This is a genomic window from Halobacillus sp. 12SKB (assembly GCF_052941655.1).
Map to the genome: position 1 here is coordinate 2869207 of NZ_JBRFWR010000001.1, position 25902 is coordinate 2895108.

Genomic DNA, 25902 nt, shown 5'->3' on the forward strand with positions numbered 1-25902 from the left:
TCCATACCTCCTGTAAGTCATTCGTTGGTTATTAGCAAAATAAAACGGCCGTTTACTTTCGTGAAAGGAAGTTTTCATCTTCCTTATTATATTTGGAAGCAATGATTCCTTTGCTTCTGGCAAAGTTCTGCGTATGACTTTCTTCTTCTTTTCGCTCCAGTGTTTCGATGAACTTCTGCAAATCGTACATCGTTTCCACTAGTTCATGTTTTCGGTTTTCCTTATTCTCATAGGACAAACGCTGGAACGATGCGATGAAGTCAGGGACGTCTTTGTCCATCATCGTCTCAAGGGCGTATTGTTCTTCGATGTCGAGTTCATCCTTCCGTCTGAACTGTTTCTCTGTCCGTTCCTTCAAAGACGTCCACTCCTGTTGAAGGTCCGGATGGTTCTCGAGAAACGGGAAGTCCCAGTCTTTGAAGATCGGTTCCTCCGGATGTTCAAACGTTGTACTCTCCGCGGATACTTCCATGTGCTCGACATAGGTATTCACATGTTTGAACAGTACTTCTGAAAAATCTCTCAGCGTGCCTCCGAGTCCTTTTTTTCTCGTGAATTCTTCTTTCAGAAAAGTAGGGAGGAAGGCTTTTTCTTCTTCGATCCATTCAAAGCGTCCCAGCAGCATTTTCGGCGGCTTGCCGTAAAGCTCGAGGGTCCCCCGGAATGTGTTGGACTTGGGAATCACGGCGGAAAATAAGACACCGTTCCAAAATCCATCCATAATATATCTCTTCTTCATCTCTACCAGTTCTTCTATATCCAGATCGAAATAAACAGGGCGTTTCCCTTTGATCACCTGCTTCATATCTCTCATCGTTTGAAAATCGATGTAGCGCTGATATTCGGAGGTATGTGGCATGAATGTTCTTTCCAAATTCTCAAGCATAAAAGAGTTGAGGTTTTCCATGCTTCGTCAGCCCCTTTTCCGTCTTTCCTTTTTCCACGACTAAATGAATCTATGATACTTCAAGAATACCACAAAATGGGGTTTCAGACTAAGATTGGCCTACGTCACTTCCCAATGAGAAGGAGGGTGCTGAGTCATCATCTGTGGGGAATCTATCTTCCATTTAATATGAATATACGTATATACGAGCTTAAATGTTTCACAATTTTACATAATACTCTTCGAAGTTCGAGTGGGAATATTTATGCATATTTTTTCCTTTATAGGGAATTAGAGCCAAAAGAGAAGGACACTAGCCGTTGAAGAAAGAAGGAATATAAGGAGGAATTTCAAGGTGAAAAAGATTTTAATCGTCCTAGCAACGATCCTATCCGTTTTATTCGTTACCAGCGCATGCACAAATTCGGATCAAAGCTCTGTGGAACAAGAGGGAGATTCAAGCGAGGGAAACGAAACCACAACCCCTTCAGATGAGAATCGCGAACGAGTACGGGAGTTTCTCGAACACGAATTTAACGGACCGAGTGAAAAAACGGAAGAAATCTATAGGGAGGGGACGACTGAAGAGCTCCGAAATTATTTAGAGGAAACGTACAAACCTTACTTTAATGAAAAAGGATACGAAGACTTCACACAATATAAAAAAGCTTTTATGTATATCAGTGAAGCACATAGGAACGGTTATGAACTTAACGCAACAGACATGACCTTAAACAAAGATGAAGAAAATAATGCTTACGCTTTTGAAGTCGATGTGGAATACAGCAAAAATGGCGAAACGAGCTCTACAACTGTGAAAGGGAGAGTCAATTTGGATGAGGATGGAAAGTTCGACTTCCTCCGATATTCAGATCGAGGCGGATTAATTGAGAGTATGTGAGTTTCTTTAAGCATCATGTGTTGGAGTCCTCCTAAAAAAACAGGACCACGATCCTTATCAAAGCTGTACTAAACATTTGGTTAAGTTTTTTGAAATTTGAACTTTTGTCCAATGAAATATGATAGGTTGGTCATACAAGGATTCCTTTTAAAATGGAAGCAGATAGATTTTGGTATTAAAAGTGGTTAACAGGAGGGGTTGAAGTGACGAGGGTTTTCCTCCATGTGGAAGGAGCATTCGTATTCCTAGCAAGCCTTTATTTTTACCAGCAGAATGATTTCAGCTGGCTCGCCTTCGTGTTCCTTTTATTGATCTTCGACATTTCCATGCTCGGATACCTCGTCAATGAAAGAGTGGGGGCGGTTGTTTATAACCTTTCCCATAGTTATGTTCTCCCATTATTGTTCCTAGTAGCTGGTATCGTTGCCTCCTTGGATTGGCTCTTGATGATCATCTTGATCTGGATGGCGCATAACGGGATGGACAGGATGTTCGGGTATGGGTTGAAATATCCGACCGGTTTCAAGGACACACATCTTCAAAGAATCTAGGAGGGTAAATCAATGGTCGATGCTTTTCTCGTAAGGTGTACGGAGAAGTTCTATGAAATTTTCGGTGAGAATTTAACAGGCGTGTATCTGCATGGTTCGCTCGTTTTAGGCGGGTTTGTACCTGCGAAAAGTGATGTCGATTTAATCGTCGTGACGGAGAGACCGATGTCCCGGATGGATGCCGTCCAGCTGACAGATTTTCTGCTCGAGCGCTCGAGCTCTCCTTATCCGGTCGAAATCTCTGTATTGAACCGCCGCCAGTTGGACGAATGGCAGCACCCGTGTCCGTTTGATTACCACTACAGCGAGGACTGGAGGAATCGTTTCCTCGATGGCGTATCAGCCTATTCGGACGGGGAAGTACGGAAAGACGCAGATTTGGCCGCTCATCTGACCATCATCCATCACAGCGGGTGTGTGCTGTTCGGAAAGCCTATCGATGAAGTATTCCCTCCCGTTCCGAAGCAGGACTATGTGGATTCGATCCTGATCGACTATGAGGATTGTCTGGAAAACGTGGAGAAGAACCCGGTTTATGGTGTGTTGAACATCCTCCGGGTCTATTATTATATGGAAGACGAACGCATCTACTCGAAGGATGAGGCCGGCCAGTGGGCATTGAGTTCTCCTTTTTCAAAAACCGTGGTGAAAGTATTGAAGCGGAGGCGGGGAGATGATGTTTCGATCTCAGATGATGAACTCTCATCATTCAAACGGCATTATCAAGAGAAAATAGAGGCCTTGCTTCAAGAGAGGAAAGGGAGGGCAAATGGGTCTGTTAAAGTTGGTGATTGACCGTTGTTTGATTTGAATGATGGGAATCACCGAGAAGAAGGGGAGGACGGGAAGAGCAAACGATATCTTTAAATCCAATCACTCACCGGAAAAACATCGTATACGTAAGCTTACGTGAATACGATCCCTACACACGAACGATATCTTCCTGTAATCGGTCAAAAACGGACTATCATCCTCCCTCTAATTCATGTATAGTAGGTAAGGCATATCTTAGGCTTTTTAAGCAAAAGATTAATTATTATTAGAGGTGAAACAGATGGACTACAATCAAATTACACAGAAAATAGAAGATATTGGCGGAAACTATATCACGATCTCTTACTTGCAGGCGACCGAGGAAGATGACTCGTTATATGACGTTTTCGTGAATGTATGGCCAAATAAGAGTATGAAGAGGAACTTCGAAACGATCGTCGTTAAAACCGATATTTCGATGGAAAAGGCTGAGAATATTTCTAAGCGTCTTCACACATCATTGGGGCGTGTTTATGGAGATGTTCATTACACAGGACTTGAAGCTTAATATCTAAGTAAGAAAGCATGGATAGCATCCATGCTTTTATTTTTATCATCATTACTCCAGAAGAGCTAAGACACCTCGTTTGAGGGTTATTCGCTGTGGAAAAAAATGAGGCGTCTACCACAGTCAAAATAAAAGAGAGAAAAGCATTCATGGCTTTTCTCTCTACATATTGGTTGTATTAAATTTAAGAAATGGAAAAACTCTGTTCTTCCTTCACTCCTGAGTTCTCAGTAAACTCATCAAGCAGAGCACGGACTTCATCCGTCGATTCTGTACTCATCAGCTGATTTCTGAGCTCACTCGCCCCACGGAATCCGCGCACGTAAATTTTGAAGAAGCGGCGAAGCGGTTTGAAGAGACGCGGCTCGAGTTCTGCGGAATACTTATCATGCAGGTCAAGTTGCAGACGCAGAAGGTCGAGCAGTTCTTCACTCGTATGCTCTTTCTTCTCTGTTTCGAAGCAGAACGGATTGTGGAAGACCCCACGTCCGATCATGACTCCGTCTACGCCGTACTTCTCCACGAGTTCGAGTCCTTTTTGACGGTCAGGGATGTCTCCGTTGATCGTCAGAAGTGTGTCGGGAGCTATTTCATCACGCATTTTCTTGATTTCCGGGATCAGCTCCCAGTGCGCGTCGACATTACTCATTTCTTTTTTCGTACGAAGGTGAATGGAAAGGTTGACGATATCCTGTTCCAATAGGTGCTTCAACCAAGTGCGCCATTCTTCCACTTCGGTATAACCGAGACGGGTTTTCACACTGACAGGAAGTCCGCCAGCTTTCGATGCCTGGATGATCTCCGCTGCGACATCAGGACGGCGGATCAGTCCGCAGCCTTTCCCTTTCGTCGCGACGTTCGGAGCCGGGCAGCCCATGTTGATATCGATTCCTTTGTAGCCCATTTCGGCCATCCCGATACTCATCTGACGGAAGTACTCGGGTTTGTCACCCCAAATATGGGCGACGATCGGCTGTTCATCTTCGGTGAACGTCAGACGCCCGCGTACGCTGTCTTTTCCTTTCGGATGGCAGTAGCTTTCCGTATTCGTGAACTCTGTGAAAAACACGTCAGGTCTCGCTGCTTCACTCACGACATGACGGAACACGACGTCCGTCACGGCTTCCATCGGTGCCAGTACAAAAAACGGTTTCGGCAACTCATGCCAGAAATTTTCCTTCATATATATCTGAACCCTTTCTTTATAGAAAATAATCTTAGTTGAATTGTAAATTTATTGTCTCTATTATATCCATTACCATTTAGGCAGGATTTGAACCATTATATACTTTAATGGTATCGAGTGAAAAGTGCAAGGGGAAGAGCTGGATTGTATCTTTAAAGGTGTTGATGAATCATTTATTTCTCTTTTGTTCGGTTTATGAGATACCAAAATGGTTTGTCAGTGGCAACTCCAGGTAATAGACTCCTAAAGAGTGTTTTGGAGGGCTAATATGAATGATACGCTTTTGTAAATCATCATTATTCTATTGGTTTCAGCGGGTTGGGGAGCCATTATCCTTAGAGACTTTGATATCGCAAAAGGAATAACGAAGGGAAAGGGAGTTCACCTCGTGGCTGCTGTGGGATTCGCTTTTTTACTTATTTGGATAGCTACAAGCTTATAATCATAGAAAAAGCCAGTACTCCCAAAAAGGAGACTGGCTCATTTTTATATCTCATCAAGCACATCATTCAACTGCACACGCTGCTCATCCATCTCTTGTAGCGCATGAGTGATATTCCGCTCATGAAGCTGCAAAATCAACTGACCATACGTATCTCCAGGAACAGCCCATCGGCCGTTCAGGCGGGTCCACGTCGGTGCGATGCCGCGGGTGACGAGGTCGAAGCGCGGATCGACTTTTTCAAGTCCTGCTGGGATCGGATCCGTTGACGCATAGGCATAGAGGTGCTGGATGTGGGCGTGGACGCCTTCTTCTGGTGTTTCGAAAGTGGCTCCTCGTGCGCCACCACCAGTCGCGCCGATGCCGGCGTAGTTGTTCTGATCCGCTCTCACATCTCCGGTGAAACGGAAGTAGTTGGTTTCGTTGAGGGCCTGGGCATAAGCGACGTCACCTCGGATCCCGTATGCTTCTCCGTATTTCAAGTAGAAGCGTCCGAGGTCCGGGGCGTCCGGGTTGACGGTTTTCGTGTAAGCGTCGAGCTGGCAGGGGGTCAAATACATGTCACCGAGGATTTTGTAACCGCCGTCGTCCACGGGAGGTTCTGGCTCTGGTTCAGGCTCCGTTGGTGGTTGCGAGCCTCCACCGATGATGAACGCACCTGTGATGCCGATGGATTCGAGGCGTTCCACTTGGGCCTCGGCGTTTTCTCTGTCCGCGTAGGCTCCGGTTTGGACGCGGTAATAGGTGACACCGTTGATTTCCGCCTGGACGATGAAACCGTCGATGCTTTCTTTGGCAAGAGCCGCCACTCTTTCTTCCGCATTCTCTCTATTTCGGAACGACCCTGCGATGACACGATACAAGCCATCTTCCGGCTCTTCCGGCTCTGGTTGAGGTGGGGCAGGGGGGTCTTCTCCCCGTACGATGAAAGCGCTCGTAATGCCGATGCGCTTGAGACGCTCCACCTGTTCTTTTGCGTTTTCTTCTTTAGAAAAAGCGCCTGTTTGCACACGGTAATACGTCGTTCCTGAAATGGTCGTCGGTACGACAAAGCCGGGAAACCCTTGGGATGCGAGGGATTCGATTCGTTGTTCCGCATTCTCTCTGTTTCCGAACGATCCTGCGATGACCCTGTATAATGAGTCGTCTCCAGGTGGTGATGGCGGGGTCTGGATTCTCGGCAGATCGAGCGCATCGGCGACGCCTTCCGCGATACCACGGCTTACGTTATTGATGAAAGCAGAATTTCTCAACAGCGCGAGATCCCCCGGGTTATCGACGAAAAGCACTTCGATGAGCAGGGAGCTCATATCGGTTTCCCTTGTGACATAAAGGTTGGCACGTTTTTTCCCACGGTCGCGTACATTATATCCTCGGATGGCACGGTAGGTGGAGTCGTGGATGATGTTTTGATAGGTGCGTGTATTGGGACTCAACGGACCGTTGTAAATATACGTTTCGAATCCGCTTCCTCCTGCTGCATTGTTGTGAATCGATAGGAAGAAGTCGGCGTTGGCGCGGTTGGCAAGATTTGTACGAGCAGCGAGTGATAATGTAACGTCAGTCGTTCGTGTCATGAGTATTCTCACTTGATAATTTTGTGAAAGGATCCGTTGGACATTCATGGCGATAGACAAATTGAAGGTCTTCTCCTGGTATCCGCGATAGGTTGCACCAGGATCAGACCCTCCGTGACCAGCATCTATAACAACTGTTTTCATACTAGTTGATCTCCTTTCTGGACTTCCTCCTATTATATGAATATATAAGACAAAGAGTATGGTCACATATACTGTTATATTCGCAATTATTTTCATTCTAGATAAAACTTTATTCCTACTCTCTCATTTCTCCCTCTTTCTCTCTACCTATCATTTATAATTCGAAGAAAAAATCATGTATAATGGACACAGATAAAGAAAAGCAGGAGGGGGAACCATGGATCCACTCGATATCTTAGGCAATTTACATAAAATCAGACCGGTCTTCCAGCCGATCGTCAGCGCGATCAACCAGGACGTCATCGGCCATGAGGTGCTTGCGCGTTACGAAGAAAATGGGGAATGGCACAGCTTAGGTCCTTTCTTCCTTGACGCCGACGTTCCGGAAGAATTCAAGGTCGAAGTCGATCAGCATGTGCTGAGACTGGCTGTCGAACAGATTTTAGAAAAAGGGACCGATGGGCTGTTGTTCATCAACCGCAATGCGAAGCAGCTGATGATCAATGACGGAGAAGATCTCTTGCAGTCGCTCCTTGAGTATGAAGAGAAAGGGTTGGACATGAAACGGATCGTCATCGAAGTCACCGAGCACGATTTCGATGAGGAATTCGAGACGTTGAACCATCTGCTTCTCTACTATAAAACGTACGGCATCCAGATCGCTGTCGATCATGTAGGGGCGAAGAGTTCGAACATCGACCGCATCCGGCAGCTGGAGCCGCATATTTTGAAGATCGACACGAGGATCATCCGCCAGCAGAACGGAGACACGTTTCACGACATCATGTTCTCGCTGTCGATGCTTGCCCACAGGATCGGGGCCGCGCTCCTTTTTGAAAACATAGAAGATGACTATCAGCTCTATTTCGCATGGAAACATGGCAGCCGTTACTATCAAGGGTTCTATCTCGGATACCCTGCGTTCCAGCCGGTCACCCGGGAGTCGCTCGCCTTGAATATTGGGGAGAAGATGGCGGGTTACGTCCAGCGTGAAAAAAGCCTGCTGCAGCAGCGTCATGATTTCATTAAAGCATGGGAGAAAAAAGTGAAGAACCTTCTGCCCAAGTGGGAAGGGCCGAAGAAGGCGGACGTTTTCATCGAAGGCGTAACAAAGGAGTTCGATGAGGAAAGCTTCCGGATGTTCGTCTGCCACATCGACGGGCAGCAAGTGTCCTCGAACTTCAGGAAAAAGACCGACGTATGGGAACTGGAACCGCACAAACGTGGATCCAACTGGGCCTTCCGTCCATACTTCCTTGAAAACGTGATGCAGATGAAAGCCCTCAATACAGGCCTGCTGTCTGGTCTTTATTCCGATATCGAAACGAAGGAAATGGTAAGGACATTCAGTTTTCCTCTGACGGATCAACACTTCCTTTTCATCGACTTGAGGTATGCCTACCTCTATGAGCACGAGTGTCTGCTTGCCTAAACGGAGAAAGAGGTGCAGGAAGATGAGGACAACCACGCCATTTGATACGTTCCTGTAGGGAGAGAGTGAGTGCCTTGAGCCACCTTGCGGGATCGTGTCAAATCTCGAGGAACAGGACGTGGGTACGATGAAAAACAGAACGACCGACTATTACCGCCATCACAGGGAGCGCATCATCCGGAAGCATCTGGACATGCTGCTGAACGTGAGACAATATGAGGAAAATGAACCCGGCCACCCGTGGCTGAAACACCCTGGAAAACTGGCGAAAGTGCACCGCAAAGGGGCGTATCGGTATGAAAAGAAACACAAAATCAAATCAGCACCGGAAAAGTCGCGGCTGAAGATGATGCTTGCCGAAATGGAACATGATGAAGAGGACTGGTGCTGATCGAGGGGGAGCAGGTTGAACCTTTCTGTACAAGATATGACGAAAGAATATGCGGAAGAATCTCTCCGGTGGTCGTACGAGCCGCCTTACGATTTTTATAACGTGGAACTGTCCGAAGAAGCGCTTGCCGAGCGGTTGGACGGAAGTTATCGTACGGTTGTGGATGAGGATGGAGCGCTCATCGGCTTCTTCTGTACGGGAGAGAGTGCAAAAGTTCCCGCCGGTGAGAAGGATGGCGTCTACGCGGAAGTGGCGGTCGACATGGGGCTTGGCATGCACCCTGCGCTTACGGGGCAGGGGAACGGGGGGCTTTTCGGGAAAAAGGTCCTTGCCCAAATCGAACAGGAAAATGAAGGCACCCCCATCCGGCTTTCGGTCGCAACCTTCAACAAACGGGCCATCCGTCTTTATGAGAACATGGGCTTTGTCAAACAGGCTTCATTTCAGACGGATGCGTGTCCATTCATTACGATGATCAAAGAATAATACTAAAGTCCGGGACTGTTGTTCCGGGCTTTTTTTATCCTGCTGTCCTCTAATTGTCTAAAACATTAAAATTGCCAGACATCTTACTACTGGGTATAATGGTGAATATACAGAGATAGGTATTATGGATTATTACACGGGAGAGGATTGGTTGAATGTTACATAGGACAGAAAAAGTGAGTGTGAACAAAGATTTAATGTTTGAAGCGGCGGAGAGGAATCTTGCGATGATTCAATTCGGTACAGACCGGAGAGTCTCTTACGTAAATGATATCTTTTCTTCGACGATGCAGTTCAAATCAACCGAGGATATGATCGGTTTACATCATAAGAACTTTTGTTTTGATGATTTTGCCGGAAGCAGAGAGTACGATACGTTCTGGAAAGACTTGCTGAGCGGCCGCAGCTTTCAGGATAAAATTGAGCGTAAGGATGCGAAAGGCCAGCGTGTCTGGCTTGAAGCTACATACATGCCGGTTTACGAAGGCGCTGAAATCGTCGGCGTAATGAAAGTCGCGACAGATATCACCAAACGTCAGAGTGAAATCACTGAAGTGGTCGACAATTTGAAAGAAATGTCTTTTACCTTGAATACAAGGGCCGATGAAGGGGTCCGCCAACACGAAGAATTGAATCTGAAAATCAATGAAATCGCTGCCAAATCAAAAGGCAATACCGATATCCTCATCGATTTACGTGCGCAAGCGGAAGAAATCCAGGGAGTCGTGAAGACGATCCGGGACATCGCCGCCCAGACGAACCTGCTCTCATTGAATGCCGCGATTGAAGCGGCGCGGGCAGGCGAACATGGCCGCGGCTTTGATGTCGTCGCGAAAGAGGTACGTAAGCTTTCGACGAAAGTGGAAGAATCCATCGGCGAGGTCCGTGAAAATATCGATAATATCACCAAAGAGATTTCCAATATCACATCAGGGACCGAGCAGATCAGAAAAGATGTGGAAAGCAGCCAAATCCAGATCAACGAAGCTTCTGCGGGCTACAAGGAAGTCGTAGGGTCGGCGGAATCATTGAAGCGGGAAGCGGAAGCCTTGTCCGGCATCATTTGAACATTGAATGGTTTCAAATGTAGTAGGAGGGGTATTTTCATCTTAGAGTAAATAGGCCTGGGTCTATATGACTCTTCAACAATATATTTATTCTTACCCCTTTGGAAAGGTCGTCTTGCTATGAAATTGAATTATTTAAGGTGGATGCTCGTCATCTATATCGCTCTAGGGACTCTCATGGGCATCAGTTTTTCGCTTGTGCTCGATCAGTTCATCCCTATCCCTGAGCAGCGGTTCTTCTTCTTCATGATTGCTTCGGTCTTTGCAGGGGCGCTGCTCGGGATGATCAACTATCTGGTTTATTTTTACTTCACAAAAGTGTTCATCCGTCACGTGAATGAGGTGTTGGATTCCGTCAGAAACGGGGACCTGTCAGCAAGGACGAAGTTCCGTTCCGGAGGCATCATTGGAGAATTGAACAGAAACATCAATAAGACGCTCATCAATTTGGAACGCTCGCAGAACTCCATCCTTCATGATGATCTGACAGGGATCCCGAACAGCAAGGCTTTACAACAGCGTTTTCTGAACGATGAGGAGAGCGGGGCCGGTGCGCTGTTGTTCATTGATGTGGACGAATTCAAAAGGATCAATGATACATACGGTCACGTGATCGGAGATGAAATGCTCAAATCCATCGCAGCCGTCCTGCAGGAAGCGGTGAAAGGGGACGGGCAAGTGTACCGCCTGAGTGGCGATGAATTTGTCATCCTTCAAAAAATGCACAGCGGGGAGAGTTCGAATGAATTGTCTGCCCGCATCCATTTTGCTTTTCATGAACCGTTCCAACAAAATGGACACCAGATCCCTGTCAGCATCAGTATCGGTGTGGGCGAATTCGAATTTGGGCAAAAGGATTTTATCAGCATATTGGACGAGGCGGACCAGGAGATGTATAAAGCGAAATATAGGCGTAAATTGAGGGTCCAATCCTAAGGGTTGGTCACACCCGAAGGAAGCGGTTTGGACTGGGTCCAAACGGCTTCCTTTTCCAAATATTCTCGCGTCCTACTCGAATTTGTTTCCTAATAAGACTTGATATGCCACGTCATTCCTGTATTATTTCACGATGAATCCTAGGTCCCCGACTCCTATTTCAGCATCGATATGAATGCGTGTTTCACTGGAATCATAAGCTTCGTTCACCCATGAATCTCCCATTTTTGTGAAACCATCCGTTGTGATCTCGCCGATTCCTTTCACTGCAGTAATTTTCACACCGGTTCCTTGAGGCAGGTAAATGGTGCTTTCCCCAACCCCTGTTTCCATTTTCACATCAAAGCTTTCCTCATAATCGCCGGATAGATCGACAGTCAATTCACCTACACCAGCTTCGAGGGAGAGGTTTTTCAGCTTCGCCGTTTTCAGGTCAAGTTTGGATTCCGCAGCACCCGTTTGGATGGATAAGTCGACAGGGATCCTTTCCGTTAAGAGTACGTCCCACTCACTCTTTTGATGATTGATGAACTTCTTTTTTACTTTGGTTTGTGTAAGCTTGATCGTTTCGTCTTGATAAGAAAGCTCTGGAGTCAAATAGCTCTCAGGGTAAAGGAACGACCCTTCCAGCCAGTCTTCCGATCCTGTACCTAACGTAAGCTCTCCGACGCCCATGTCAATGTCGACCTTTAGTTGATCTGCATCATCCTGCTGGACTCGTTGTGTTTCTTCCACCTGTTCCCCGGCATGAACGAATGAACATCCTGCCAGTGTCATCAAGGTACTCGCGCCAACCAGAGTTTTGAATAACTTCTTCATCATCACCGCTCCTTTTTTCCAACTACAACCAGTATAGAGGATTTCCTGCAAATGGCTCACAGGCTGAGGGTGTATCTTTCATAGGTCTCGGGGTGTATTTTTCTTCCATAAAAGGTGCGTTCTACTCTTTCAAATAGGGAATAGATTGGAAAAGAAGGAGGAGATGTTGTGAAGGTTGTTGCCTTAAAAGATGTGATCGGGACGAGTCAGGATGTCGATGGAGGGACGTGGAACAGCCGCCGTCTCATCGTCAAAAAGGACGGAATGGGCTATTCGGTCCACGACACGATCATCCGCGCGGGTACGGAAACACACATATGGTACAAGCACCATTTGGAATCGGTCTATTGTATCGAAGGAGAGGGGGAAGTCGTCACGCTCAAAGACCAAAAGACATGGCCGATCGAACAGGGGGTCCTCTATGCGCTCGATGAACATGATGAGCATCTGTTACGGGCGAAAACGGACATGAGGATGATCTGCGTCTTCAATCCACCCATCAGTGGGAATGAAGTCCATGATGAAGATGGGGTGTACCCAGCCGATGAATCGTAACCTTTCCTGGTCCAGGAAGGGTTATTTTTTTCCATAAAAACGGAAATTTTTGTTACAATAAGACCCGTGGTGTTGAAGGAGGGTTCTTCGTGATAAAGGTATGGGACAGGATTGGTATCATTTTTTTAGTTGCCGGATTCTTCGCCCTCATCCTCCCGCTGTTTACAGAATTTCCTTTTCGATGGGAGTTATTATGGATTTGCTCCGTCCCATCCATGGTGGTTAGGAGAGTAAAAGATATGCAGAATGTAAAGAGAGTGGAACCGATTCTTACTATCGCTTTCGGTGTCCTTATTTTGGGGTTTTCCCTGTATAGTTTGTTCTTTCATTCGTTATGAAAAGTGTTCTGATCAGTGAAGACTCTTTGAGCGAATACCTGCTGCTAATAGACCTGTGTAGCTTGAAAGGGGGATGAATTTGAAGAAGACTTGGAGATGGGTGGTCCATATTCTATTCGGGGCTGCCGTCCTTATTTTTCTTTTGATGCTGTTCACAGATTATCCATTTCGTGCAGAATGGGGTTGGATTTTCCTGGCGCCATCCGTTGTCATTACAAGGGTGATAGATATGCGTGAAACAGGAAAGACCGTCGAGCCCTTGATCACGATTGGACTTTGTTTCCTCATTTTTAGTCTATCCTTATATGGTTTGTTATTTTTCTGATTACATATTGCGAGGGAGTTTATATGGAAGAAGCATTAAAACAAGAAAGTGTGGACCAGAAAAAGGTTAGAAACAAAGCCCGGAGCTCTATGTGGCACCTTTTCCTGCTGATGGTTTTGTGTATTGGCTTTGGGCAGATTTTTTTCAAAATGATTCCGGGTCTCTTTTATCTGGGGGCTGTTATCTTTTATGGATTTTTTCTTTATGAAACGTACATGAGCAGGAAAACGAATGAAGAGTTGTGGCAGATCTGGGATGAACGGTGGAGGGACCGGCGCTTTCTCTTTCAATTCCGTTCTTCCCTGTCCAAAAGCTTAGAAGTGCTGTTCCCTGCCATTCTTGGAGCAAACGCTTCATGGATGATGTTCGGCCTGTTCCTGGCTATTGGACTGGCGGCCGGTTTTAGACAAGGCATTAAGAAATGGAAAGCCAAAATGCATTACTATGAAGAATACATGAAGGATAGGAGCATGGCCGCATGAAAGCATTGAAGCTATTTAATGTCTTGTATGGGGGTGTGGCGCTGATCTGGCTCACCACAAGTTTGTTTCATGACGGCTTCAACCCTTCGGTACAACTCAATGGTGTGATCATTGGCGTGCTGGTATTATTGCTGGGGATCGACGAATGGATGGATGACCGGAAAGAGTATGCGCTTTTCTATTTCTTCATAGCGTCTGTTTCCATATTTACGGTGATGATATAAAAAAAGAGCCATGAACGGCTCTATCTGTGGTGGTAGGTCAGATCGATCATTAAGGTTGTACATAAGATCAGGATGGCCTGTTCTTCACTCCACTCGTGGCCTCTTATATGATAGAGGTCTCCGGAAAGCCAGGCTTCTTTAGTGGTCGGAGCTGGAATCGATCTTTTCTGGATCGTTGCGATTTGTCTTTCTCCGGATTTCACTTCAAAATCAGACGCCATGTTTTTCCCATTCACTTCAAAAAGTGTTTCTCCAGCAGATACGGCTATGATTTTTTGTGACACGCTCCCTTTGAAATGGAGGTCGAACGTAGAATCTGCCGTTTGAATGGAGACATCGTTTGAGAGCCCTTTTTTTCTATGAATATGAGCGATCACATCCTGTTTCGTCGATATAAGCTTGATATGTAAGCTGGTCATTTGATTAAGATTGATCAATTTCAAGGCATGATTCAGCCAGTGGGTAGACGTAGAAGAATCCTCCTCGAATGTCGCGACTCTCTGATTCTCATGATCTGAAATGCTGTACTGAGCGCTTTGATGAGCCATAATAGTTTCGGTCTGCAGTGTGTAGTAGGTTGAATGATGTAACATAATCGTCTCGCTTTCTATATAAGGATTCCTATATAGTACGGATGAATGAGTGTGGTGGTTTCATCCATTTAAAAATAGCGAATCGCGCCAAAGGGAGGCCGAATCGCGCCAGAGGGAGCCGGAGTCGCGCCAGAGGGAGCCTGAGTCGCGCCAAAGGGAGCCGGAGTCGCGCCAAAGGGAGCCGGAGTCGCGCCAAAGGGAGCCTGAGTCGCGCCAAAGGGAGCCCGAACCGCGCCAAAGGAAGCATGAATCGCGCGAAAAGAATAAGAGTTAGGAAGATACATATGAAAGGAAAAACATTGATCATCTCTCTGCTGATCATCGCGATCAGTTGGGGAGGCAACTTATGGTTCTACCAATCCAAGCAGTTGGAGGAACCGATTTTTCTTGAACATTTTTATGATGGAACCGGTATGTTCGAGCTTTATTACTTAACCAATCGAGAGGACCCGGCCCGTGTCGTGAGTGTAGAGTTTAGTGATGGAACGACATTACATGCGGAAGCGGACCAGTATGCCTTTCCGAATGAAAACCCTGCCTTTGGGCCGGATGTCCGCAGCAGGTCCACGCATTATCTGCTGAAAACAACAAGGTTTGATGAGCAGCAAATGAGAGAATTGGAAGTCGATCATGAAGGGAAAGCCACGATTCACTTCAATGATGGAAAGACATTATATGCGGATATTGGCATGATTGAAGCCCGGGAGTTGAGGAAGGGGAATGGACTATTCACACAACAATCCAGTTCAAGTAGCAGTAACGGTCGTTCCTTCCGATCTTTTTCAGTAAAAGAAGAGTTGGAAATAGAATCGATATCCTCGCCGTTCCCTGAAGTTGATGAAGATATAAAGATGAAATTGTACACGCCATCCATTGGTTCGACAGGTACGCCCGATGGGGGAGGGCCCCGCACGTACTCGAAAGAAATGGATAAGGATTGGAGTGAAGTGGCGGGAGTTCCTCTGGAAAACATCGATTTCCCCATCGAAATGAAAAGGGGAGAAAGAATCAGGCTGACGATGCAGGAAAAACCGAATGAGATCCGCTCCTATTCCTATGAGATCGTCATGGAAGGGACGATGATCAATGGAGATCAGCCGTTCACGCAGCCTTTTCTCGTATCTAATGACCCGCAATTCTCACCAGAACAGATGGAACTGCTGATCGAAAGGAGGGGAAGTCAGTGAATCCTTTTTATCGGATCTTCGGAGGTTTATTACTGGTCTTAATCGACATCCACCTCGGCCAAATTGAAATCTTGGCTGATTTTATCGGTTATCTCATGGTATTAACGGCCTTGAATGGAATGGATGGGAATTTGAAAGGGATGAAGGGGGCGAGAACCACAGCCCTGGTCATCAGCATTCTCGCTATTCCGCTTGCTTTCATTGGCCAGCCTACAGGAACAACCATGGGTGTCAGTATCAGTATCGATCTTGTGACGATTTACCATCAGTTCACGAGTATCGTTCATCTGATCCTGGCCTACTTCCTTTTTTATGTTTTCATGGATTGGTCGAAAAAAGGAGGCAAGGAAGAGTTAAGGAAGAGAACCTATAAACTATTCAGGTTTTATCTAGGGGCGCATATTCTCTATTTCTCACTCATCCCATTTTCGATCAATATTCCTGAGAACGTGACGATCCCCTTGTTCATCATAGGGTTGGGAGCTTTGCTCATCATGGAGATCGCCTTTCTGGTTTTGATAAGAACGTACCATAAAGAACATCAGAATATCGTTCCTGTGTAAAAAAAGGCGCCTCGCTATGAGGCGCCTTTTTATGCTGGTTGCTTCTCCAATTCCGGATCTGCTTCGGCTGCATCAATGAATAAAAAGATCGCTGTCAAAATGTGCATGACCATACCGACGAAAGGAACCCAGCCGATGCATGAGGTGACGATTCCGAGTATGCTTCCTCTCGTTTCCCGTCCTTTCTGCTGGGAAAGCACAAGCGTGATGATATGAAGAATGAGCATGACGGCCAGGGGAGTCCACAATAAAGTGATGACGAAAGATCCTCCGATCAAAGGGATGCCTAAGAATGCTTCCAAAGAGGCGGTGACCCACATGAGAACACGTGCTGCTGACATACAAACACCTCCCGTTTATCCTTTTTCAATGTATTCAAAGAACCCAGGTTTAGAACTTGGGACTATAGAAACAGGACAATCGTTTCCTTTTCAATCATTTTCTGAATATTTATTCACACTCAGGAAATGTATGGTATATTGGTTTGTGAAAGCGTTTGCACTAAATGTCGTGCATCGCACTCAGAACCCTTTTTAAGGAGGAAAATAATTTGAGGATGAGAAAACAGTGGTGGAAGGTTGTTATCAGCGTTGTGTTCGTGTTTTTGCTGGCGAGTCCGACATCTTTACCTTCGGGCAGCTCAACAAAAACTTTGGCGGAAACAAATGAAACCGTTACCATTCATTACAAACGATTAGATGGAAATTACGAAGGCTGGGGACTGCACCTTTGGAATCAGGACGGTTCCAATCCTGCGATTAAACAAGGGACGGATTGGTCGGACCCTGTGGAATTTACCAATGAAACGGACTTCGGAATGTCCGTGGAAATCCCGGTCATCGACATCAAGAACGGATTGAATTTCATTGTACATAAGGGGGATCTAAAAGATACTCCGAATGATCGCAGTTTTCCAACGACCGGTGAAACAGAGTTCTGGCTGGTCCAAGGCAAGGAGGAAGTCTATTTGGAAGAACCTGTGCTGACGACTTACGTGGAGTCGGCGAAAATTAACAACGACACGCTCATTTCTGCGAAGATGAGCCAGGTGATTGAAAATGCAGATCGTTCTGATTTTGTTTTGAAGGGCGCAGATGGAGAGCGCGTCACCATTGAGTCTGCTGAGGTGGATGGACAAGACGTCCGACTTGAAACAGCAGAAGCGCTGGATCTCACTCAGACATACACCATCCAGTATGGAGGTGAAGAAACGAATGTCATTGTCGACTGGAAGCTGATCGATGAAAGGTTCGCTTATGACGGGGACGACCTCGGAGCGACACTACATGACAACGGGACGGCTGAACTAAAGCTTTGGTCACCGATCGCGACGAATGTTTCTGTCGTTCTTTATGATAAAGACGATCAGTATGAAGTCGTGAACCGTGATATCCCGATGGAAAAAGGGGACGATGGCGTATGGTCGGTAACGCTGGATGAATCCAATACAGGAATCAAAGACCTCAACAGCTACTACTATCAATACAAAATCGAAGCTTATGGCGAAGAGAAGCTTGCTCTCGACCCTTATGCGAAATCGATGGCGGCTTCAAACAATGAGGATAACGATGATGTAGGAAAAGCGGCGATCGTCGATCCTTCTGACATCGGTCCGAAACTTGATTTTGCCAAAATCAAAGGCTATGAAAAGCGTGAAGATGCGATCATTTGGGAGGCACACGTCCGTGACTTCACATCTGACCCGAGCATTGAAGGGCAACTCGATTCCCAGTTCGGCACGTTCAATGCTTTTGTAGAAAAACTCGATTATGTAAAAGAGCTCGGTGTGACCCACATCCAACTGCTCCCTGTCATGAAGTATTATTTCGGGGATGAGTTCGACAGCAGTACACGTGAGCGGGAGTATTCCGCTTCAGGGAACAATTACAACTGGGGCTATGATCCTCACAGCTACTTCGCTCTTTCCGGCATGTATTCGGAGCGTCCGGAAGATCCGGAAGAAAGGATCAAAGAGTTCAAGCAGCTGATTGATGAAATCCATAAACGCAAGATGGGTGTCATTTTGGATGTCGTGTATAACCACACAGCCAAAGTGAGCATCCTTGAAGACCTTGTCCCAAACTACTACCACTTCATGGATGAGGAAGGGAATACCAAAACAGGCTACGGCGGAGGAAAAGTGGGAACGACGCACGAAATGTCCCGCAAGCTCATGGTCGATTCCATCAAATACTGGGTCGATGAGTTCAAAGTGGACGGTTTCCGCTTCGATTTGATGGGTGATTTGGATGCAGAGAGTGTCCAAGCCGCATACGATGCAGCCGAAGCTTTGAACCCGAACATTTTGATGCTCGGAGAAGGTTGGAGAACGTATGCCGGCGATAACGGTGGAGAAGGAGTTCAACCTGCGGACCAGGATTGGATGGATGAAACAGATGGAGTGGCTGTCTTTTCTGATGAAATCAGGAATGAATTGAAGTCCGGTTTCGGCAGTGAAGGCGAACCGCGCTTCATCACAGATGGCGCGCGAAACATCGATACCATTTTCAACAACATCAAAGGACAGCCTGGAAATGTGACGGAAGATGACCCGGGCGATATCGTCCAGTACATCGCGGCCCACGACAACTTGACGCTTCATGATGTCATTGCACAGTCGATTAAAAAGGACCCAGCGAAGCATGAAGAGGAAATCCAGAAACGGATTCGCCTTGGGAATTCTATGATTCTAACAAGTCAAGGAATCTCTTTCCTTCATGCCGGGCAGGAATACGGCCGTACGAAACAGTGGAAAGCCGATGGCGTTCCAGAAGATAAGTGGACGTACATGGAAGATGAAAACGGGCATCCGTTCGAGGACCCTTACTTCATCCATGATTCCTATGATTCTACTGATGTGATCAACCAGTTCGACTGGCAGGCCGTGTCCGAGCAAAGTATCCAGCAGGAAACAATGGAATATACGAAAGGTCTGATTGAACTGAGACGCTGGACAGATGCTTTCCGCCTCGGTTCTGAGGAAGCGGTCGAAGAAAACGTCACGCTATTGGATGCACCTGAAATCCAGGAGACCGATTTGATGATCGCTTATAAAGCTGTCGATCCTGGCAAGAAAGCAAAAGGAAGCTATTACGTGTTCATCAACGCCGATGACGAATCACGTACGTTGACTTTAGATGAGAACTTGAAAAAAGGAAAAGTACTCGTCGATCATGACGAAGCCGGCCGCAAAAAAGTGAAAGACCCATCCGGTTTCGAGCTCAGTAAAGATGGCATTACCATCGATCCATTGACGACAGTTGTCATCCATAAGAAATAAAGAGAAGCCAGCTCCTCATCTGAGGAGCTGGTTTTTTGAATGTGTCCGAACGGTTGGGCAAAGTGACTGAACGGAGAGCGAAAGTGCCCGAACGTACGATCAAAGTGACTGAACGCTCATCCAAAGTGCCCGAACGCACCACGAAAGCGCCCTAACGCCATCTCAAAGTGACTGAACGATCAAGAAGCGGATTTTTCTCTATGCTGCGCAGGCTTCTTTTTGGACTCCTGCACAATGATGACAGATAAAAGCACGAGCACGACGCCAGCATATTGATAGATCGTCATCACTTCCGCATATACGAAATAACCGACGAGCGTCGCGACGACGGGTTCGATGGTGGCGACGATGGAAGCCCGGCTCGATTCCACATGTTCGAGGCCTTTCGTGTAGAGCAGAAAAGGCAGAACGGTCGAGATGAGTCCGAGTCCGGCAATCAGCAGCCAGACGCGGATGTCTGTAAGGATTGCCGCATTGTTCCATAGCCCGCTGAAAGGGACCACCGCAATGGTTGCGAAGGCAAACGTATAGAAGGTTACCGTCAAGGAAGGGTACTTTTTCAAAACGACCTTCCCGAAGATGCTGTAAAGCGCGTAAAACAGACCGGAACCCAGTCCGAATAGTAAGCCGGCCAGCGACAAGGAGGCCTCTAGTTCCGGTAGCAATCCGATGACGAAGGTGCACCCGGTAAAAGTTGTGACTAGGGCGACCAGTTTTTTTCCTGTCCAGGCTTCTTTGAAAAATATCCTCGAAAAAATGGTCACGAAAACAGGCGCTGTATAAAGGAGGACGAAAGCGATCGACATCGAAGTCGCCTCGATGGCGCTGAACAGACACCAGTTGAACAACGCGATGCTGATCACACCTGTTCCGAAGAAATAGCGCGAGTCTGCGGGTTTTATTTTCAAAAGCTTTCGATTGGAAATGATGATGTAGCCGAGCAGCATCACCATCGCAGAGGTCACCCGGAGAGCGACGACTTGAATGGGGGAGAACCCATACTCGTACAATTCGTTCACAAAAAGACCGATGATTCCCCAAAGCGATGCGCCAAGAAATATGAGGATAAATGCGCGGTTTCTCGTCATCCGATCCCTCCTTCATCCATGAATGTCCGTCTATTATACAAAAATTTAGAAAGGTTTGAATATAGCTGTTGCAAAAAAATAGGAATTCTTGTTTGATAGAGGATAAGGATGAAATCGAATCACAAGGGGATGGGACAATGAATCCAGTTATGCGAGACGTCAAAACACATATAGAAACAGAACGGCTGCTTTTGAAAATGCCGGAACCGGGCGACGGAACAGCCGTCAATGCAGCGATTCAAAGGTCTGTGAATGAACTGAAACCATGGCTCGGGTTCGTCCAGGAGACGCCGACCGTCGAAGACACAGAATCAAACGCGAGGGAAGCGCACGCGAAGTTTTTGCTGCGGCAGAACTTAAGGTATCTCGTGTTTCTGAAAGAGGACCGGACATTCGTTGGCTCGACAGGCTTTCATCGGATGGACTGGGATGTGCCGAAGTTCGAAATCGGCTACTGGATGGATACCGCTCACAGTGGAAAAGGATACATGCGGGAAGCGGTGGAGGCTTTGACGGTGTATGCCTTGGATGATTTAGGCGGTGCCCGTGTGGAAATCCGCTGCGAATCAGAAAATAAAAGAAGCCGCGCCATTCCGGAGTCTCTCGGTTTTGAGCTTGAAGGAATCCTGCGCAACGATGATCTGTCTGTAGATGGGAAGCGTTTGACCGATACGTGCATCTATGCCAAAGTCCGTGAAAAAGGGGAGTGATCCTGTGTATGACGTGACGATCATTGGTGCCGGTGTCAGTGGTGTATTCCTTGCTTACACGTTAGCAAAAGAACATCCGGAAATGAATATTCATGTGATCGATAAAGGGAAACCTCTGGTTGAACGGACGTGTGGATTACAGAAGGAAGCGTGTACGTGTGAAGGGCCTTGTGATCGGTACGTCGGATTTGCAGGGTTGGGGAAATCAGAAGGGAAATTCAATTATACGAACGACTTTGGCGGACAGTTGGGAAGGAAGATCGGAGAAAAAGAAACGCTCGCGCTCATGGAAGAGGTCGATGAGCTTTTGTGTTCTTATGGGGGCGGCCATGTGGAGAGATACAGTACGAAAAATGAGAAACTCTCTGCACAAGCAGCCCAGCATTCCTTACGAGTGTTCTCGACAGAAGTGCGCCATTTGGGGACACAGCTCGCCCGGGGGATCTTTCAACGCATGTATGAGGAGATGTCTGATAAGATGACCTTCACTTTTGAAGCGGATGTCACAGCAGTCACAAAAGAAAAAGGCCTGTTCTCGATCGATACCAACCACGGCCGGTTCCAAAGCAGGAAAGTTGTGTTCGCGACAGGAATGAGTGGGAGTGACTGGCTGAAACCCATGACAGCAGAATTAGGGCTGAAGGCAGGCGAGACAAGGTTGGACTTGGGGATCCGGGTGGAGATGCGCGGCAGTCAGCTCGATGCCATCCTTCAGGAAACCTTTGAAACGAAACTGCATTACATAACCGATCGTTACTCCGCAACCACCTACTGCATGAATCCGCGCGGAAGGATCGTACGCAAGTATCAACATGGCCTGGTGATGGCAGATGGTCAGAACCAGAACGAGGAGGAACCGAGTCAGAATTTGAATTTCACTCTTTTCGTGCCGCGGTACTTCAAAGATCAAATCAGAGCCATGACGGAAGCTCAGCGTGTCATTGGAGGCATCAATCAGGGGAAAGGAAGGATTGTGGCGCAAAAGTTGGGAGATCTATTGGAAGGAAAACCGTCGGATCACCTTTCTTCAGGTGTGATCCATCCCTCTTTGGAGGCAGAAGCTGGAGATCTCCAAAAAGAAGTTCCGCCTCTTTATCTAGAAGCGCTGCTGGAGTTTTTCGAAGCGTTGGAAGGGCTGCTTGGGGAGAAAATCGATCGTGACACCATCCTTTATGGGCTGGACAGCAAGTTTTATGAAGCGAAGATTTATACGGATGAGCACTTTGAAACAGAGCTGCCAGGGCTGTACTTGATCGGGGACTGCTCGGGGGAGACGCACTCGTTGTCACAGGCGGCGGCGAGCGGCATTTACTTGGCCCGTTGTATGAAAGCTTAGCCTTTTACCTTGAGGCTAAGCTTTTCTCTACGGTCAGGATCGCTTCTTTCACTCTTGCTTCCGTTTGAAGACCCATGAGGTGAATCGATTCACTTGGACGTGTGGAATAGTAGGAGATGGTATCAATATCATCCAAAGAATCTGCATCTAGATCCTTGAGTGAGAGAGGCAGACGCATGGATTTGTAAAAAGGGATCAGCTGCTGGATTTGTTCTGTTTCCCCTTCAAGAGCCAGCTGGACGAGGATGCCGTAAGCTACTTTTTCTCCATGCAGAAACGCATGTGTCCCCGGCACTTTCGTCAGTCCATTGTGGATGGAGTGCGCACCGGAGATCCGGCCGTATCCATCCCCGTACCCCCCGACCATACCTCCAGCCATGATGATCGTTTCAGCGACACGGGTAAAAGCGGTCGTGCATTGAGCTTTTTCATTGGCAAGTACGGCATCTTTTCCTTCCTGAAATAGAATGTCTCTACACAATTTTGCTGCGTGAAGGGCAATTTCCAAGGGGAGGGGTTTTTCTTTTAAATGTTTTGTCAAAACATCTGCTTCATACCATTTGGCAATCGTATCCCCAATTCCCGCACGGAGATATTTGACTGGAGAGTGAGCGAGCATATCCGGATCTATGAAAACCATGTATGTACTTCTTTTGAAAATGGTATATTCATGGAAATTCCCATCCTCATCATAAAAAACACTCAATGGCGTCCAAGCGGCACAGTTGGATACCAAGGTGGGAATCAGAATAACAGGGAGATCCAGGTGATCCCCGCATGCTTTCGCGAGGTCAAGGATTTTCCCGCCTCCAACACCGATCAGGACATCAGTGGATGTGATGTTCTCCCCGATTCTTTCTACTTCTTGATGTGTGCATTCCCCCTCATACCGGATTGTTTCGACTGCGAATGGAAATTCAGGCATATAAGGTTCGGCCATGTTCCACGAATCACTGCCGTGGATGATGGTGCCATGCTTGAACTTTTCACCCTTCGCGAGTTCAGGCACTTGTTTCAACACGCCTGGTTCGCACCGGTAATAGGTCGGCGCTCCCTGGACTTGGATCGGTTCCATTGAACATTCCCCCCTCTAAGATATGCCCATTATTATCCATACCTGAAAATCGAATGTCAATGTTGAAAAAATATAATTTAAAAAATTGAGAAAATTATTTACAAACCCTATCACATGCGTTAAAGTGTTAAAACATAAACGAAATTCTTATCGAGAGTGATTGAGGGAGAAGGCCCGTAGATATCACAGCAACCTTCCAAATGGAGTGGTGCTAATTCCTGCAGAATATTTTTATTCTGGGAGATAAGAGTTTGGCAGTCTTTCATGCGAAACTCTCTCCCGTAAAGGGCGGGAGTTTTTTTGTAGGACTTGAAATTGTGAATGAGGGGGGAAGCCGATGATTTCATTGGAACAACTGAGCAAAGTCTATCAATCCAAGGGAAAAACCGTAATCGGAGTCGATGACGTCTCCTTGGACATCAAGAAAGGTGAGATTTTTGGAGTCGTCGGGTACAGCGGGGCTGGGAAAAGCACCCTGCTGCGATGCATGAACATTCTGGAACGCCCGACAGAAGGGAAGGTCATGGTGGATGGAATCGATCTCATGACCTTGAATGCCAAGGAACTAAGAAAGGCGAGGCAATCGATTGGCATGATCTTTCAAGGTTTTCACCTCGCGATGGCGAAAACCGTTTTAGAAAATGTGGCTTTTGCACTGAAAGCTTCAGGCGTCAACCGTCAGGAAAGAAAAAGAAGGGCACAGGAATTGCTGGAGCTTGTCGGTCTCTCAGATAAAGCCGATCAGTATCCGGCCCAGTTGAGTGGGGGACAGAAGCAGAGAGTGAGCATTGCGAGAGCGCTTGCCAATGACCCTAAGGTGCTTTTGTGTGATGAAGCCACCTCAGCGCTTGATCCGAATACGACGCAATCAATTTTGAACCTGTTGAAAAAGATCAATCGTGAACTCGGCCTAACGATCGTTCTGATCACCCATGAGATGGAGGTCGTCAAGGAAATCTGTGATCGCTGTGCCGTTATGGAAGACGGAAAAATCGTGGAACAGGGGTCTACATACGAGATCTTCGCTGCGCCTGAAAACGAACTGACGAAACGCTTCATCCAAACGGTGATCGACTTCCGGATCCCGGAAAAGGTCTTATCAGAGCGGAAAGGAACCATCGTACATATGACGTTTAAAGGGGACTCGGCCAACGATTCTATTGTGTCAGACCTCTTACAAGGGTATAACGTACGGGCTAACATACTCCACGGGAAGATCGATTACATCCAGGACCAGGCTCTTGGTACCTTTGTGATGGAATTGACCGGAGAACAAAAGGTCGTCAAACAGGCCATACAAGAATTGAAAGATAAGCTTGGAGAAGTGGAGGTGCTGCAAGATGATCGAACAGCTGATCAATCTCTGGCCAGAGCTGAATAAATCATTCCTGGAAACACTGATCATGGTGGGCATCGGTCTTGTCGTCGCTTTAATTGCAGGTCTTCCGCTCGGGCTGCTCTTATTTGTGACGGACCGTGATCTGTTCCTTGAGAATCGACTCGTCAAAAGCATTGTGGGCGTTGTGGTGAACCTGATTCGTTCGGTTCCGTTCATCATTTTACTTGTCTTCCTGTTTCCTTTTACAAACTTTTTAATCGGATCAACCACAGGTCCGGTAGCGGCTTCCGTAGCCCTCTCTGTAGCTGCGATCCCTTTTTACGCGAGGATTGTCGAATCATCGGCGCGTGATATTGATAAAGGGGTGATCGAAGCGGCCATCGCCTGCGGGGCTTCTCCATGGTTAATCATCAAGGATATCATTTTCCCGGAAATCAAACCGGGACTGATCAGCGGATTGACCATTACAGCGATCAGTTTGATTGGATACTCAGCCATGGCGGGTGCCATCGGGGGTGGTGGAATCGGAGACCTGGCGATTCGTTATGGTTACTATCGCTACGATAACTTTGTCATGTTCACGACCGTCATCCTGCTTATTGTCCTTGTCCAAATCGTGCAGTACACAGGCGATTACATTGCAAAAACTGTGAAGAAAAATTGAAGCA

Annotated in this window: 28 protein-coding genes and 1 riboswitch; of the genes, 20 read left to right on the forward strand and 8 right to left on the reverse strand. The window is 46.9% G+C overall.

Annotation, left to right across the window (positions count from 1 at the left end):
• Positions 1-52 precede the first annotated feature (52 nt).
• Positions 53-907 (reverse strand): hypothetical protein, encoded by an 855-nt coding sequence (locus tag ACQ4XT_RS14220; protein ID WP_446854246.1) that lies wholly within the window; start codon positions 905-907, stop codon positions 53-55.
• 334 nt (positions 908-1241) lie between these two features.
• Between ACQ4XT_RS14220 and ACQ4XT_RS14225 the strand changes: the two genes are divergently transcribed.
• The 4 genes from ACQ4XT_RS14225 to ACQ4XT_RS14240 all read left to right on the forward strand — a co-directional run bounded on the left by ACQ4XT_RS14225 (position 1242) and on the right by ACQ4XT_RS14240 (position 3659).
• Positions 1242-1787 (forward strand): hypothetical protein, encoded by a 546-nt coding sequence (locus ACQ4XT_RS14225; RefSeq protein WP_446854247.1) that lies wholly within the window; start codon positions 1242-1244, stop codon positions 1785-1787.
• Between the two features lie 203 nt (positions 1788-1990).
• Entirely contained in the window at positions 1991-2338 is a 348-nt protein-coding gene (locus tag ACQ4XT_RS14230) for a DUF4260 domain-containing protein (RefSeq protein WP_446854248.1), read from the forward strand.
• A 12-nt stretch (positions 2339-2350) separates the two neighbouring features.
• A complete protein-coding gene (locus tag ACQ4XT_RS14235) occupies positions 2351-3133 on the forward strand; it encodes an aminoglycoside adenylyltransferase domain-containing protein (RefSeq protein ID WP_446854249.1) in 783 nt (260 codons plus the stop codon).
• A 259-nt stretch (positions 3134-3392) separates the two neighbouring features.
• Positions 3393-3659 carry a hypothetical protein gene (locus ACQ4XT_RS14240; RefSeq protein ID WP_146818003.1) on the forward strand — a complete coding sequence of 89 codons (267 nt, stop codon included), beginning with the start codon at positions 3393-3395 and terminating at the stop codon, positions 3657-3659.
• A 184-nt stretch (positions 3660-3843) separates the two neighbouring features.
• On the opposite strand, the gene ACQ4XT_RS14245 is transcribed toward ACQ4XT_RS14240, so the two are convergent.
• Positions 3844-4842, reverse strand: coding sequence for a tRNA dihydrouridine synthase (locus tag ACQ4XT_RS14245; RefSeq protein WP_446854250.1), 999 nt, complete (start codon positions 4840-4842; stop codon positions 3844-3846).
• A gap of 489 nt (positions 4843-5331) precedes the next feature.
• Positions 5332-7008: an N-acetylmuramoyl-L-alanine amidase gene (locus ACQ4XT_RS14250; RefSeq protein ID WP_446854251.1), complete on the reverse strand. Its 1677-nt coding sequence runs from the start codon at positions 7006-7008 to the stop codon at positions 5332-5334.
• A gap of 217 nt (positions 7009-7225) precedes the next feature.
• Here ACQ4XT_RS14250 and ACQ4XT_RS14255 point away from each other — a divergent pair, with 217 nt between their 5' ends.
• From ACQ4XT_RS14255 to ACQ4XT_RS14275, 5 genes are all read left to right on the forward strand, one after another.
• Positions 7226-8440, forward strand: coding sequence for an EAL domain-containing protein (locus ACQ4XT_RS14255; protein WP_446854252.1), 1215 nt, complete (start codon positions 7226-7228; stop codon positions 8438-8440).
• Between the two features lie 127 nt (positions 8441-8567).
• Positions 8568-8831 carry a hypothetical protein gene (locus ACQ4XT_RS14260; protein WP_446854253.1) on the forward strand — a complete coding sequence of 88 codons (264 nt, stop codon included), beginning with the start codon at positions 8568-8570 and terminating at the stop codon, positions 8829-8831.
• Between the two features lie 15 nt (positions 8832-8846).
• On the forward strand, positions 8847-9317 hold the full coding sequence (locus ACQ4XT_RS14265) for a GNAT family N-acetyltransferase (RefSeq protein ID WP_446854254.1): 471 nt from the start codon (positions 8847-8849) through the stop codon (positions 9315-9317).
• 155 nt (positions 9318-9472) lie between these two features.
• A complete protein-coding gene (locus ACQ4XT_RS14270) occupies positions 9473-10384 on the forward strand; it encodes a methyl-accepting chemotaxis protein (RefSeq protein WP_446854255.1) in 912 nt (303 codons plus the stop codon).
• A 120-nt stretch (positions 10385-10504) separates the two neighbouring features.
• Positions 10505-11320 (forward strand): GGDEF domain-containing protein, encoded by an 816-nt coding sequence (locus ACQ4XT_RS14275; protein ID WP_446854256.1) that lies wholly within the window; start codon positions 10505-10507, stop codon positions 11318-11320.
• A 123-nt stretch (positions 11321-11443) separates the two neighbouring features.
• On the opposite strand, the gene ACQ4XT_RS14280 is transcribed toward ACQ4XT_RS14275, so the two are convergent.
• A complete protein-coding gene (locus tag ACQ4XT_RS14280) occupies positions 11444-12139 on the reverse strand; it encodes a toast rack family protein (protein WP_446854257.1) in 696 nt (231 codons plus the stop codon).
• A 168-nt stretch (positions 12140-12307) separates the two neighbouring features.
• Here ACQ4XT_RS14280 and ACQ4XT_RS14285 point away from each other — a divergent pair, with 168 nt between their 5' ends.
• The 4 genes from ACQ4XT_RS14285 to ACQ4XT_RS14300 all read left to right on the forward strand — a co-directional run bounded on the left by ACQ4XT_RS14285 (position 12308) and on the right by ACQ4XT_RS14300 (position 14063).
• The gene (locus tag ACQ4XT_RS14285) at positions 12308-12694 is read left to right on the forward strand and encodes an ectoine synthase (RefSeq protein ID WP_446854258.1); all 387 of its coding nucleotides are present in this window, start codon (positions 12308-12310) and stop codon (positions 12692-12694) included.
• Positions 12695-13111: 417 nt separating this feature from the next.
• Positions 13112-13357, forward strand: a complete 246-nt coding sequence (locus ACQ4XT_RS14290; protein WP_446854259.1) for a hypothetical protein — start codon at positions 13112-13114, stop codon at positions 13355-13357.
• Positions 13358-13380: 23 nt separating this feature from the next.
• The gene (locus tag ACQ4XT_RS14295) at positions 13381-13839 is read left to right on the forward strand and encodes a hypothetical protein (RefSeq protein ID WP_446854260.1); all 459 of its coding nucleotides are present in this window, start codon (positions 13381-13383) and stop codon (positions 13837-13839) included.
• Entirely contained in the window at positions 13836-14063 is a 228-nt protein-coding gene (locus tag ACQ4XT_RS14300) for a hypothetical protein (protein ID WP_446854261.1), read from the forward strand. Before ACQ4XT_RS14295 ends, ACQ4XT_RS14300 begins: the two co-directional genes overlap by 4 nt.
• 20 nt (positions 14064-14083) lie before the next feature.
• Here the strand turns inward: ACQ4XT_RS14300 and ACQ4XT_RS14305 are convergent, their stop codons facing one another.
• Positions 14084-14656 carry an LURP-one-related/scramblase family protein gene (locus ACQ4XT_RS14305; protein WP_446854262.1) on the reverse strand — a complete coding sequence of 191 codons (573 nt, stop codon included), beginning with the start codon at positions 14654-14656 and terminating at the stop codon, positions 14084-14086.
• A 284-nt stretch (positions 14657-14940) separates the two neighbouring features.
• On the opposite strand from ACQ4XT_RS14305, the gene ACQ4XT_RS14310 reads away from it, so the two are divergent.
• On the forward strand, positions 14941-15843 hold the full coding sequence (locus tag ACQ4XT_RS14310) for a hypothetical protein (protein ID WP_446854263.1): 903 nt from the start codon (positions 14941-14943) through the stop codon (positions 15841-15843).
• A complete protein-coding gene (locus tag ACQ4XT_RS14315; RefSeq protein ID WP_446854264.1) occupies positions 15840-16406 on the forward strand; it encodes a hypothetical protein in 567 nt (188 codons plus the stop codon). The genes ACQ4XT_RS14310 and ACQ4XT_RS14315 overlap by 4 nt, the downstream gene beginning before the upstream one ends.
• 29 nt (positions 16407-16435) lie before the next feature.
• Here ACQ4XT_RS14315 and ACQ4XT_RS14320 read toward each other — a convergent pair whose 3' ends face one another.
• Complete coding sequence (locus tag ACQ4XT_RS14320; RefSeq protein ID WP_446854265.1) at positions 16436-16747, reverse strand: hypothetical protein; 312 nt, start codon at positions 16745-16747, stop codon at positions 16436-16438.
• A gap of 215 nt (positions 16748-16962) precedes the next feature.
• Here ACQ4XT_RS14320 and ACQ4XT_RS14325 point away from each other — a divergent pair, with 215 nt between their 5' ends.
• Complete coding sequence (locus ACQ4XT_RS14325; protein WP_446855686.1) at positions 16963-19686, forward strand: pullulanase; 2724 nt, start codon at positions 16963-16965, stop codon at positions 19684-19686.
• A gap of 179 nt (positions 19687-19865) precedes the next feature.
• Here the strand turns inward: ACQ4XT_RS14325 and ACQ4XT_RS14330 are convergent, their stop codons facing one another.
• Positions 19866-20774 carry a DMT family transporter gene (locus ACQ4XT_RS14330; RefSeq protein ID WP_446854266.1) on the reverse strand — a complete coding sequence of 303 codons (909 nt, stop codon included), beginning with the start codon at positions 20772-20774 and terminating at the stop codon, positions 19866-19868.
• Between the two features lie 137 nt (positions 20775-20911).
• Between ACQ4XT_RS14330 and ACQ4XT_RS14335 the strand changes: the two genes are divergently transcribed.
• Positions 20912-21484, forward strand: a complete 573-nt coding sequence (locus ACQ4XT_RS14335) for a GNAT family N-acetyltransferase (protein WP_446854267.1) — start codon at positions 20912-20914, stop codon at positions 21482-21484.
• Positions 21485-21488: 4 nt separating this feature from the next.
• Positions 21489-22820, forward strand: coding sequence for an FAD-binding oxidoreductase/lyase (locus ACQ4XT_RS14340; RefSeq protein WP_446855687.1), 1332 nt, complete (start codon positions 21489-21491; stop codon positions 22818-22820).
• 4 nt (positions 22821-22824) lie between these two features.
• Here ACQ4XT_RS14340 and ACQ4XT_RS14345 read toward each other — a convergent pair whose 3' ends face one another.
• Positions 22825-23895 (reverse strand): iron-containing alcohol dehydrogenase family protein, encoded by a 1071-nt coding sequence (locus tag ACQ4XT_RS14345; protein ID WP_446854268.1) that lies wholly within the window; start codon positions 23893-23895, stop codon positions 22825-22827.
• 144 nt (positions 23896-24039) lie between these two features.
• Positions 24040-24145: riboswitch (SAM riboswitch) on the forward strand.
• Positions 24146-24232: 87 nt separating this feature from the next.
• On the opposite strand from ACQ4XT_RS14345, the gene ACQ4XT_RS14350 reads away from it, so the two are divergent.
• Together ACQ4XT_RS14350 and ACQ4XT_RS14355 are read left to right on the forward strand one after the other, a co-directional pair.
• Positions 24233-25276, forward strand: a complete 1044-nt coding sequence (locus tag ACQ4XT_RS14350; protein WP_446854269.1) for a methionine ABC transporter ATP-binding protein — start codon at positions 24233-24235, stop codon at positions 25274-25276.
• The gene (locus tag ACQ4XT_RS14355) at positions 25236-25898 is read left to right on the forward strand and encodes a methionine ABC transporter permease (protein WP_446854270.1); all 663 of its coding nucleotides are present in this window, start codon (positions 25236-25238) and stop codon (positions 25896-25898) included. Before ACQ4XT_RS14350 ends, ACQ4XT_RS14355 begins: the two co-directional genes overlap by 41 nt.
• The last annotated feature ends 4 nt before the right edge of the window (positions 25899-25902 follow it).